Here is a 12078-nt window from a genome sequence, read left to right on the forward strand (position 1 = left end):
CTTAAACTCGATTGGTGTTAGTAGGGAGTTAATTAAGCCACATGACAGTACGTTTTGCCTCCGACTCGATCGATCCAGCTCTGTTGCGCGGTGAGATTTTGCTGCAAACGCGATCGCACTCTGCTTGGGGTGGCGCGTGTACGGCAAGCATGTACCTACCGATCGCGCGATCCCACGCTTGGCAGCAGCTAACTGACTACTCGCGCTGGGTGCATTACTTCCCCGATGTGATTAAGAGCGAAGAGTTACACCCGGTAGATAGTTTCACCTCTGGCGGCAAGCGTCTGTATCAAATGGCACGGAAAGCTTTTTTGATGTTCACCGCCGAGGTAGAAATCTACCTGCGAGTAATTGAGGTGGTGCAACAGCAAATCCAATTCCGGATGGAAAAAGGCAGCTTTGTCGATTTTTCGGCAGATTTAAAGCTGCAAGATTGCGGTAGCGGCACTTTACTCACCTACAGCGTGGCAGCAACGCCTCTAATTCCTATTCCCTCGATGTTTATCCAACAAGCTATGCACATGGACTTACCTGCCAATATGCAGAAAATGCGTCAAGTGCTTTGCGGCAGGTAATCTAGTCTAGATAGTAGCAGCGTTTTCCAGTAGGTCTACTAAGCTCTAAAACTAAATTGCTAACGATTAATGGCGATCTTGTCAGTTGTTTTGAAATAAACAGCTGACACCTGTAAGGCTTTTCCCATGAGCGCAGAAAAATTTGCGACAAACTAAAGATTCTCTACGCTTATGGGATAGCCTGATTTGAAGCTATAAACAAAATTTGTATCAATAAAGAAACAGGACTTACACCAATTGCCTGCTTGGACACTACCCATACTAGGGTAGATTATGCCCTCCCTTCCCGTAGAGGCTGTGTGTAAGTCCTGACCATAGATATTTTATCATTTATGTTTTTAGATATTAATTTTTTTCTGGGCATCAATTACTTCTAATAAATGCTGAGGATAAACAAGCAAAAAATAGCAATCTAGGTAGATTATACAGTTTTTCAGCACCCATTAACTGATGGGGTCAGCAATATCCGTAAATTCCACATATTTTCTCCTAATTTTATTGAGCCAAAGTTTTACGTAAATTCCCTAAGAAGTGGGCTTCAGGTACTGATAAAGCCAAGGAGTAGTATCCGTAGATTCCCTAGTTTTGATTTTTGTCATTTTTTGGTGCCAGGGAAAGAACGTCAGCTCCTGTTCGCTGGATTGTTATCAATATCGGTAAACTGCTAATTGCTAATAGCTAATTGCGAGCTTGTTAATCACCTATTAGCGATTAGCCATTAGCCATTAGCCAAATATAAAAGCTACTGCTGACATCGCTGCAAATAGATTTGAGCGATGGTATCGCTTGGGTTAATTCGCAGACAATCTTGAAACAATAAAGCTGCTTCGGTAAAGCAATGTCGATAAGAAAGAAATAAACCTTCTTCAAACATTGATTTGGTGGCTAACTTTCCCTGTTTAATTTGCGGAGCGTCCCCATCAAATACTTCAAAAACTGCCACGGCTTTGGACTTCCCCTTAACTGTGACTCGCTCGATGAAGCGAATGTTGTGTTCCATTGGGTTTTGCAAGCGGGACAGAGTTTGTTGAGAGATTAATAGGGATACTCCATATTCTTTTGTCAGGTTTTCGATGCGAGCAGCTAAGTTAACCGCATCGCTAATCACCGTACCATCCATGCGCGAGTATCCCCCGACTGTACCCAGCATTAAAGAACCTGTATGGATGCCAATGCCAATTTGTAGGGTAGGTCGTCCGGGTCTGCCCCTGGTTGTATTATATTCATTCAACATTTTTAGCATGGCAAGACCGCCTTTTACCGCATCATCGGCACTGCCACCAAATAGTGCCATAATTGCATCGCCAATGTATTTATCAATAAAGCCGTTATTTTCAACGATGGCGGGTTCCATGCGCGACAGAAAGGCATTGATAAATTGAAAATTATCCTGGGGAGTCATGCCTTCGCTGATGGTGGTGAAGCTGCGAATATCGGAAAATAGTACCGTCATTTCTTGCTGCACTGCTTCACCTAATTTGACATCGACAATGCTTTGATGTCCCAGCAAAGAGAGAAATTGATTCGGTACAAAACGACTCGCCGCGCGGGTTAGTTCTGATTCTTTTTGCAGCGCGATTTCCAAATTGGCATTAAGTTCAAATAGTTCTTCAATAAATTTTTGCCGCTCTGCTTCAGCTTTTTTGCGTTCGGTGATATCTTGAAAGGCGACAATGGCATAGGAAATATTGCCATTTCGATCGTAGATGGGCGTGCCCCAAATTTCGATGGGAATAATCTTATTTCCTCGATGTATTTCTACATCATCAACCGTTGAGTTTTCGCCGTTTAATGCCCGCGATCGCGGTAATTTTTCCCAAGGATATGGTTGATTGGTTCCGGCGATATAGAATGGATTAAGCTCTGACGTTACGGCTGTTTTACCGCGTAATTCCTGCGATCTTTGATTGGTAAAATAAAGTTGACCTTGCACATCAATTACTTCTACGCCAACCGGGACTGCTTCTAAGAACTGTCTCAAACGACTTTCGCTCTCGTGCAACTTGGCAATCAGTGCCGCTTGTTCGCGGTTTAATGCTTCAAGTGCCTGATTCATTTGTTGCAGCTTGGCGTTTTGTTCTGCCAGTTTTTTATCCTGAAGATAACTATAAACGGCTTCTGTTACCGTCAATTTTAAATCTTCAGCTTCCCAAGGTTTTGTAATATAACGATAAAGTTTGGCATATTTGATCGCATTAGCAACGCCTTCAATAGTCGCCTGACCTGTAAGCATTATTTTGAGGGTTTTGGGAGAAAGATAATGCACCTGCCTTAATAGTTCATCTCCTTTCATATCGGGCATGACATAATCTGATATAATTAATGGTATTTCATACCCATCTTCTAGTAATTCTTGGACTAACTCTAAGGCATCGTTCCCGCCTTCGGCAATTTCGATCAGGTAATTGTTACCGAAGGCTTCTTTTAGTTCGGTTTTTAAGCTTTTGAGTACGGTTGTCTCGTCATCGACACAGATGATTACCTGTTGAGTCATAATTTTGCTAAAGCAGATTGAATGGTTTCGATTAACTCTTCTTCAGCCCAAGGTTTATACAAGCAGGAATGGATATTTGCCTGTTCTTTTGCCCGCGCGATCGCTTGTTCATCAGCTTGACCTGTTAACATGATTTTAATAATGTTCGGAAATGCCTGATGGACGCGAATCAGAAACTCATCCCCCTTCATACCCGGCATTAACCAATCCGAGACAAGTAAAATAATCTTCATTCCCTCATCTTTTAATTCGTTAATCAGTTCTATAGCCTCATCCCCATCTTCGGCAACTTCATAGAAATATGCATCCCCAAAGGCTGATTTAAGTTGGGTTTTTAGGCTCTGCAAAACAATTTTTTCATCATCTACGCATAAAATAACTGGTTTACACATTCCCCACTCTCCTAGTTTGGTTTAATTGGCAGAAAAACGTTAAATGTTGTGCGTCCTGGTTGGCTTTTAAATGCGATTGTTCCTCGATGCTTTTCCACGATTTTTTTAACGATATCTAGTCCCAATCCCGTGCCTTCTCCGGGGGGTTTAGTAGTAAAAAATGGTTCAAATATTTGAAACTTAATCTCTTCTGGTATTCCCGGCCCGCTATCGGTAATCCCAATTTTAACCTGCTGCTCTACTAAAACGGCTTCCAGGATTAAAGTCCCTTGATTATTCATCGCTTGTAAGGCATTTTGAATCAGATTGTTCCAAACTTGATGCAGTTCGTCGGGATAGCAAAGTAGCATCGGTAACTCGGAATAGTTCCGCATCACTTCTACTCCCTTTTTGAGTTGACTTTGATAAAGCGTTAACACGGTTTCTATGCCGTCAATTATGTTAGCCAGCTTCATCACTCCTGAACGGTCGTACCGCGCATAAGTTTTTAAGGCAAATACGACTTTTGAGGCTAGGTCTGTGGCAGTGTTGATGGTTTCAACGCCTCTTTGCACGCCTGAAAGTTTATAAGCAATTTCTAAGATAAACTTGCTATTATGGTGTTTTAACAGAGGTAAAAACCTGTCGATTTCGCGATAAATCCTCATGTCTACCAGGCTATCGGCAATCGGAGAAGCATTATCAATTACTTCGGCTTCGAGTTGGCGAATTAATGCGCGCTTAAATTGACGCTCCTCTTTGGCAGACAAAATTAATTTTTCTTCGCTCGACCTGTGCAGGAGTTGCCAAAAATTCTCTGCTTGCTCTGGGGAAAGGGATTGAAATAGTGCGGGTAATTGTTCTAGGGTTTGACTTAAAAACTTAGTCATATTCCCCGCTGAGGAACGAATTGCACCCAGGGGGGTATTGATTTCGTGGGCAATCCCGGCAACGAGTTGTCCGAGGGCTGCCATTTTTTCTGATTGAATTAATTGGGATTGAGTCGCTTGCAGACTTGCGAGTGTTTGCGAGAGTTGCTCGATGGTTTGTTCGAGTCGATCCGATTGGGTTAATGTTGATTTCTCGGAAACGTTGAGCAACTGAGTCAAGGTCGCCACCTGGGATTTTAGCTGTTGAATCTCCCTAGTAGTATGCCCAGAAATGCTTTGGCTATTACCGCAAGCGGCGGATGGGGATGCGCCCTCGAAGACTGCACCGCCAACAAAGGGTAACAAGGCAGCTTTAACGTTGAGCGCTAGGGTACTGAACATTTCAGCGGTGCTGCGGGGAATTTGGACTTTTAAGAACATGATAATGGCAAATAAATTGCCCGAAGGTAATAAAGCACCAAACCCCAGTACCGACTTGATGCCAAACGGAATCACAAATGAGTCTTGGGCGGGGATGTAAGGGCTGTCCTTGGCATCCGGGAGGTAAAATACGTTAAATGTTTTTTGCTCGAACTCCAACAACAGATTTGGATCGGGTTCTACTACCGTACTGATATTTAAGCCAAACTGCCGGATCAGTTGGGAGATCATCGGCGACTGTTCCACCAATTCTTCGGTTTTGAGCGGAATTGCTTTGTGTGCTGCGGATGCTTCCATCGAGTTCCATTGGGATTTTTCCCCTGCGGTCGCTAGCAGGGTTAAGCACTGCATCGTCGGCGAGGGAACTTCGTCTCCCAAGATGCTGCGCGCGTATTCGCGCCTATGGGCATCCAGTTCCCCATAAGCGTGCGTTTTGAAGCAACGAATCAAGGCACAGGATTTCTCACCCGTTTGTCGAGCGATTAAATGTTCGTAGAGATATTTGATAATTCTGTTGCTGGTTTGTTCCATGTTTGCCGCCCCCTCACCCATCTGGTGTAATGCCAGTCCGCATTCCACCATGTCTCTCAAGGTAAATTTTGTCAGATCGTACATCTAAAAAACTCCTGGAAAAATAAAATCGCAGACGCGGCATCGCCATAGGGTGGAACGGGTGAGAGATTGGACGACCCGATTGGCAATTGGAAGGTAACAATTACTTTTAGTCATGGTGGTCGTCCGAGGGTTTCCGGAGATGGGGGAGAGACTGGAAATCAATTTTCCGACTTTTCCGACTTTTCCGACTTTTCCGACTTTTTCTACCTACGTTTGAGCATCCTAGCAACTAGACTAGAATCGATACCAACCTAGAGAGCAAGTCGATACTGGTCGAATCTGCTATCTTTGACAGCAACTTGACGCGATCGCACCCTGCTAAAAAGGCGGGCAACTGCACCCGATAACCATGAGGACCCTCGGCAATTGCAAAAGCCATCTGAGATTGGTTATAGTATGCCCAAGGAGTTAAAAAGAATGTCGAGTTTGTCTGAATACTGACTACAAAAGGATTGGACTAGCGCGGATTTTCTCCTTACAAAGACCTCCGTTGAAAGCCCCCGTGTTTCAACCGGGGGATGAAAACGCACTGCGGGATCGATCCCGCCCGTATCTTACAGAGCTTGCAAGATACGCTAGAAAAATAGTATGGCTGAACTAACACTGACACTAAAACTCCCTTTTTATCGGCTTAATGCGGTTAAGGCTGCTGAGTTTGAACGGCTAACTGCCGTCAATACCGAAGTGGCTAACGACTTGCTGAAAGTCGAGAAATCGGAGCGTAAGAAGCTGACCAGTGCAGCCTTTAAGCATATTGAGATTGGTTCTGCCTGGATTAACCAAAGGATTCGCAACACCAATGCGAAAACCAGGGTTAAGAAGTTCAAGCGGATGTGGCTTGAAACCAATAACCAAAACTACGAAATATCCAGGTCGGGGAATCTTTTTGCTGTGGCGTTTAACCTGCTTAGAGGCAGGAAAGGACGCATCCCTCTTGAAGTTCATCACGCTTCGCATATCGAAACCCTGGAGAAGGTGATTGCAGGGGAAGCCAAACTTGGCTCTATCAAGATCTGCAAGACCAAGAAAGGGATCTGGTATGCCCTGATTTCTGTATCGATGGAAGTTCCCGATGCAGGGCAGGTGAAAGGCTGGATTGGGGTGGATAGAGGGCAGAACAACATTGCAGTTGCAGCGTTGCCTGGAGGCTTTGGAAAGTTCTGGAAGGGGGGCAGGGTAAAAGCCCTGCGTCGTCGGTTCCAGAAACTTCGCAGGCAGCTTCAGGAGGCCAAAAAACTCAGGAAGGTGAAACAGCTTGAGACTCGTGAGCGTCGCATTATGAGGCAAATCAATCACGAAATCTCGAAGCAGTTGGTTCGGTTCGCTAAAGATTTTGGCTTGGGAATCCGGTTTGAGGACTTGTCGGGCATCCGCCAAACCTCCAAGCAGCGGAAGAAAACCAAGTCTGATGCTGCTGAAAACCGTGACCATTGGGCGTACTATCAACAGGAGCAATTCACCCGCTATAAGGCGATTGGGGCAGGGGTTCCAGTTGAGTCTGTCCCTGCTGCTTATACCAGCAAATCGGATCACCGCAATGGGGTGATTGGCAAACGGGTGAAGCACTGGTTCACTGGGTTTGATGGGTATCGCTGCAACTCTGATTGGAATGCGAGTCAGGTCATCGGTGGGTGGCATGGATTTGCTTGTCCTTTGAATCTTCAGAAGGTTGTAGCTGCAATGGCTATGGTCGATTCAGGGGATGGGGTCGATGACAGTCCCTTAACTGGCGAGGAGTCTAAGACTGTGGCTAAAGCCACAGTCTTAGACAACCGCTAGAATCCCCCGTCATTCATGCGGGGGAGTGTCAACAACCTTTTCTCAGGCCATATTGGCAAAAATTTTCGCCCGGTTTGAGGTACGGTATAAATACGCTTGGGAAAGCGCACGAGGAACAGTAAATTTGGAGAACTGGCGAAGTCTGGCACTCCAAAGCCGCTGGTAAATAGCTTGAAGGGCACACATCAACACATCTGGCAATATATCTTCCGCTGCAAAAGTTTTTATGACAAGCTTGAGGCCGTCAACCGCTAAACTCTTCACCCACATAGATTCTGGCAGTGTTGTGGCCTCCAACTCCCTGTGGGGTGACCAACAGTATCCTAGAAAACAGGAGCTTATCAAGGGCGAGAGGTATTGATGGAGATCGAACAGGCGTATCAAAAATGCACTGAGCGGCTAATGTGGGCGTGCGCTCTCTTACAGGCTAGTGTAGAGCCACAGGAACTGGCTCCGATAACGGATTTAATCGTTCAACCCATGACCGGGCCTTGGCGATTTTTTCACACCCCACAGCACATTTTCAAGGTCGGCGCGACAGAAGATGCGATTGAAGTCCTAGCCGCCTTGTTTCACGATCTGGTGTACGTGCAAGTCGATTGCAGCATTAATTTTCAACTGAGTTATTACATTACTCCTTATACGAAAGAAGTTAAAGGACAGCTGGTGATTCGCGAACCTTCCGACTTGCCTGCCGATCCAATGTTCGAGATGGTGGCATCGGTGTTTGGCTTTGTTCCGGGTCAAGTGCTGCAACCGTTCGCCGGACAAAACGAATTTTTGAGTGCGGTGATAGCTGTCAAAGTGCTGGAGCGATTTTTGCAGCCAGAGCATCTGATTCAAATTGTCGCCGGAATCGAAGCCACCATCCCTTTCCGGTCAAGCTCAGAGGATGGCTTAACGGTGAGCGATCGCCTGTTTCAACGCTTGCAAATAACCTGTGAGAAATTTAACCTCAACCTGAGCGAAGAAGAACTGTTTGAAGCTGTCAAAAAAGCCGTGCGCGTCAGCAACCGAGATGTCGCCAGTTTCGCCCATCCCAATCCTGCCCATTTTTTAGCGAATACTTGGAATTTATTACCCGAAACCAATCACAATCTGATCAATTGTTCTTACACGGTGCGCGATTACCGCCTAGCCTTGGAGAAGATGGAAGGCTTTATGAATTTCCTGCGCCCAGAGGTAATTTTCCGTCAGTATAGAGGAGAACCGAGCGATCGCGCGTTCAAATTGTGGGATAGCACTGCTAGGAAAAACTTGGAAATTGCCAAGCTTTACTTGGGGAGCAAACTCGTTGCGATCGCCTTCGTCGAAGCACTTTCTTCCAGTATTGGCCCGGACGTTCCCCTAGTAATCATGATGGGCAACATGCCCAATGGTAATTGTGATAGCCCGCGTTTGGAAAATTTTATTCCCGTTGTGGCGAACGCCTATCAACCCAAAAATGACCTGGAACGGGAAGTGATGAATTTATTAGAAAAGGGACGCGCTAAGAGTGCCAAGTACGATATGGAACACTCTCCCTTAGCGACGTTTATGGTTAAATCGATGGGATTTGAAGAAATGCGCTGTCAGTGCAGTCGCGCCAAAGCATTTTTCAAACAAGAACTAACTGCTATTGATTTTATTTCCGAGTTCGATCCTGCAGTCGCCAAAGTTCTAATCGACGGAGTTGTCAAGCTGTTTGAGAGTCACAAAAGTGCCATCAGCCGCATGTCGTGGGTCAAGAATCGCATTTTGTGGGAGAGTTGCGTCAATTCGTCTAATTCCGACTCATCAGCCAATAAGTAGTCATTTCCCCCTGACCTTTAACCGCGATCGCACCCCGTTTCTCTAACACATACTGATGCCGCAAGCGTTCGTAAGTAGCCATTGTTACTTGAATGCGTCCGGGTTCTCCCTGAGACTCCATGCGAGAAGCGAGATTGACAGCATTTCCCCACACATCATAAGCAAATTTTTGGGTGCCAATCACAGCGCCGACCACTGGCCCGCCGGTGTTGATACCGATCCGCAACGCCAGAGGTTCGCCATTGGGCCATGTGAAGCGCGCGATCGCTTGTTGCATATCCAGCGCCATTTCAGCGATCGCAAGGGCATGGTCTTCTCGCACCACGGGAATTCCCCCTGCCAAAAAATAAGAATCCCCAATCGTTCTAATTTTTTCCACTCCATGTTGTTGCGCTAGTGCATCAAAGGTAGAAAAAACCAAGTTCAACAGATCGACAACATCCCCAGGAGGCATGGCGCTGGACATGGGAGTAAAGCGGACAATATCGGAAAAAAGAAACGTCGCCTGCTCAAATTGCATCGGCGTCGCCTTTTGTGTTTGTTTCAACTCTTCAACGATGGCTTGCGGCAAAATATTTAATAACAAATTCTCCGACTTTTGTTGCTCTTTTCTCAGGGCATTTTGCAAAGCTTGAATCTGCAATTGATTGGCAACGCGGGCTAAAACCTCTTCATCATGAAACGGCTTTGTGATATAATCCACCCCACCGACATTGAAAGCTTTGACCTTATCCCAAACTTCATCAAGGGCGCTGATAAAAATTACGGGAATATGCTTAGTTTGGTCGTCGGATTTCAGATGTTCGCACACCTCGTAGCCGTTCATATGCGGCATATTGATGTCGAGTAAAATCAAATCCGGCGGATCGGTTTTGACCGACATCAATGCCATCTGCCCGTTTCGCGCTTTACCAACTTCATACCCGCGATCGGTGAGGATCGTTGCCAACAGGCGGATATTGTCTGGTATATCATCAACGATGAGAATGTTTCCTAGCATTTTTCGATTTCAGATTTGAGATTTCAGATTTAGTAGGGTGATCTCTTCGATAGCATAACGCACCATCCCACCATATCAGCTCTGCTGGTGAAACCCACAAGGTAACCTGCAACAGATACGGCTGCTATGTTTTTAGAATTAACGCTGGTTGTTTAGCTGGAACGGCTTGGATTAAATCTATGATTTTGTCGAACAGAAAATCATTAGCCCAATTAGTTAAGGTTTTGGCTAGAGGGGCGTGGGTTTTAGGAATTTGTTCGCATAGCTGGATAATATCGCGCTCGCGGCATTTGAGCGCTGCTTTATTGAGTTTTTCTACCCACTCAACGGGCATTTGGGATAAGTGAAAATCAAGCGATCGCTCAGAAGCATTTAATTCATCCTGAGTTGCCTCATCTTGCTCCTGAACTGCCGAATCTTCATAGAGATATTGCACCCCTAAACGTGCGGCAATTTTTTCCAAAAGTACCTCTTGGCGGAAAGGCTTGCTGATAACTTCATCGCACCCCGCTGATAAAATAGCTTTTCGCTCTTCCTCAAACGCGCTGGCAGTTAAAGCAATAATAGTTGTTTCCTGACCTTTGAAATGGGCTTTAATCTGTTTGGTGGATTCATACCCATTCATCACCGGCATGTGCATATCCATAAAAATTAGGTGCGGCGAGAAACTCGACCACAGGTGAAACCCTTGTAGACCATTTTCGGCTTCGCGGACAACAAAACCTAGGGATGTCAGCAATCTCACCAACAGCAAACGGCTTTCCCAGCTATCATCAACAACCAAAATGCGATATTGTGGCTGGTTCGGTGCTAAACCTATCACTTTGCGAGTTGCTTGAAGATGAGAAATGTCAGAGCTTTGAGTTAGCTTAACTAAGATATCAAAGCTAAAAATTGACCCCTCACCCGGAGTACTTTTAACTTGAATTTCTCCCCCCATCATTTGCACGTATTTTTGGCTAATTGCTAAACCTAATCCCGTCCCTTGTCCCGATTTTCGACCTGTTTCTGTTTGGACAAAGGCAGCAAATAATTGCTCTATTTCTGCGGTAAACATGCCGAGTCCGGTGTCTTCTATTTCAAAGAATAATTGATAATTGTCTTTTTCATTACCCTCGTTCCCTGGCTCCGCCTGGGAATGCAATGACCGATTACCCATTACCCGCAAAGTCACGCTGCCTTTTTCGGTAAACTTGATGGCATTTCCTACCAGGTTAATCAAGACTTGACGTAACTTCCGCTCGTCGGTTTGCACGTATTGAGGTACGTCTGATGCCCGTTCAAAAATTAGCTGTAAGTTTTTGGATGAGGCTTTCAGTTGCAGCATCTCGTGCAGATTATCCAGCAAGCGGTACAAGTCAAAGCTCCTCTGGTAAAATGTAGTTCGGCAAGCCTCTATTTTGGACATTTCCAGAACATCGTTGATTAATTCCAGCAGATGCTCGCCAGCGCTGTTAATAATACCCAAATATTGCTGCTGTTCTGCCGATAAAGATGAGCTGCGTTTCATCACTTGGCTAAACCCGAGAATGGCATTGAGAGGCGTCCGCAGTTCGTGACTCATGTTGGCTAAAAATTCACTTTTAGCTCGGTTAGCTGCATCAGCAGATTCTTTTGCCAGGGCAAATAGCTGGGATTTAGCCAGTAGCAAAACTTGCATATCCAGTAACCGCCATTGGCTATTTTCCCCGGCAATAACTATCGGTTCGTAGGCTAGGGATGGGGGACGCTGCAAGGCGATTTCAACTGCTTTGTCGATGGGGCAATCTGCGAGCAACACCAGGCACTTTGCCAGGCGGATTTCTACATCTGGAATCGCCTTAAATTCTTCGCCCATCATGTTCAACATCACCTCGATCGGGCGTTTGAGGAAAAGCTCTGACCCATAGGGACGACTGAGCCATTCAAAAAATCTTGCCCTCGAGATCATGCCTACTATTTTATTATTATTGGCAGTAATCATTATCCCTGGTAATTCTGGCTGCCGCTGGAGTGCTTTTGCTACCACTTGCCCAACGGTTTTTAAGTCTACTTTACACTCATGGCTGGGAAGATCTGCCAGAGTTGAATTCAACGTAAGATTATCTAGTTTTTCCACGATCGCTATTCACACTTTTTGGCTAGGGTGTACTCAACATTTTTT

At 45.5% G+C, this 12078-nt stretch carries 9 protein-coding genes; 4 read left to right on the forward strand and 5 right to left on the reverse strand.

Going from position 1 to position 12078, the window contains the following annotated elements:
* Window positions 1-41 precede the first annotated feature (41 nt).
* Window positions 42-575: an SRPBCC family protein gene (locus tag ACE1CM_RS08630; RefSeq protein WP_374877001.1), complete on the forward strand. Its 534-nt coding sequence runs from the start codon at window positions 42-44 to the stop codon at window positions 573-575.
* 742 nt (window positions 576-1317) lie between these two features.
* Here ACE1CM_RS08630 and ACE1CM_RS08635 read toward each other — a convergent pair.
* The 3 genes from ACE1CM_RS08635 to ACE1CM_RS08645 are packed head-to-tail and all read right to left on the reverse strand — an operon-like array spanning window position 1318 to window position 5365.
* The gene (locus ACE1CM_RS08635; protein ID WP_374877002.1) at window positions 1318-3069 is read right to left on the reverse strand and encodes an adenylate/guanylate cyclase domain-containing protein; all 1752 of its coding nucleotides are present in this window, start codon (window positions 3067-3069) and stop codon (window positions 1318-1320) included.
* Window positions 3066-3461 (reverse strand): response regulator, encoded by a 396-nt coding sequence (locus tag ACE1CM_RS08640; protein ID WP_374877003.1) that lies wholly within the window; start codon window positions 3459-3461, stop codon window positions 3066-3068. Before ACE1CM_RS08640 ends, ACE1CM_RS08635 begins: the two co-directional genes overlap by 4 nt.
* Window positions 3462-3472: 11 nt before the next feature.
* The gene (locus ACE1CM_RS08645) at window positions 3473-5365 is read right to left on the reverse strand and encodes an ATP-binding protein (protein ID WP_374877004.1); all 1893 of its coding nucleotides are present in this window, start codon (window positions 5363-5365) and stop codon (window positions 3473-3475) included.
* Between the two features lie 66 nt (window positions 5366-5431).
* Between ACE1CM_RS08645 and ACE1CM_RS08650 the strand changes: the two genes are divergently transcribed.
* From ACE1CM_RS08650 to ACE1CM_RS08660, 3 genes are all read left to right on the forward strand, one after another.
* The gene (locus tag ACE1CM_RS08650) at window positions 5432-5620 is read left to right on the forward strand and encodes a hypothetical protein (protein WP_374877005.1); all 189 of its coding nucleotides are present in this window, start codon (window positions 5432-5434) and stop codon (window positions 5618-5620) included.
* 333 nt (window positions 5621-5953) lie between these two features.
* A complete protein-coding gene (locus ACE1CM_RS08655; protein WP_374877006.1) occupies window positions 5954-7144 on the forward strand; it encodes an RNA-guided endonuclease TnpB family protein in 1191 nt (396 codons plus the stop codon).
* A gap of 360 nt (window positions 7145-7504) precedes the next feature.
* Window positions 7505-8935 carry a hypothetical protein gene (locus ACE1CM_RS08660; RefSeq protein ID WP_374877007.1) on the forward strand — a complete coding sequence of 477 codons (1431 nt, stop codon included), beginning with the start codon at window positions 7505-7507 and terminating at the stop codon, window positions 8933-8935.
* Here the strand turns inward: ACE1CM_RS08660 and ACE1CM_RS08665 are convergent.
* Both ACE1CM_RS08665 and ACE1CM_RS08670 read right to left on the reverse strand, forming a co-directional pair.
* On the reverse strand, window positions 8907-9935 hold the full coding sequence (locus tag ACE1CM_RS08665) for an adenylate/guanylate cyclase domain-containing protein (RefSeq protein WP_374877008.1): 1029 nt from the start codon (window positions 9933-9935) through the stop codon (window positions 8907-8909). The genes ACE1CM_RS08660 and ACE1CM_RS08665 overlap by 29 nt on opposite strands.
* 124 nt (window positions 9936-10059) lie before the next feature.
* A complete protein-coding gene (locus tag ACE1CM_RS08670; RefSeq protein ID WP_374877009.1) occupies window positions 10060-12033 on the reverse strand; it encodes a response regulator in 1974 nt (657 codons plus the stop codon).
* Window positions 12034-12078 lie beyond the last annotated feature (45 nt).

This window comes from Microseira sp. BLCC-F43, assembly GCF_041929235.1.
Classification (GTDB): domain Bacteria; phylum Cyanobacteriota; class Cyanobacteriia; order Cyanobacteriales; family Aerosakkonemataceae; genus Microseira.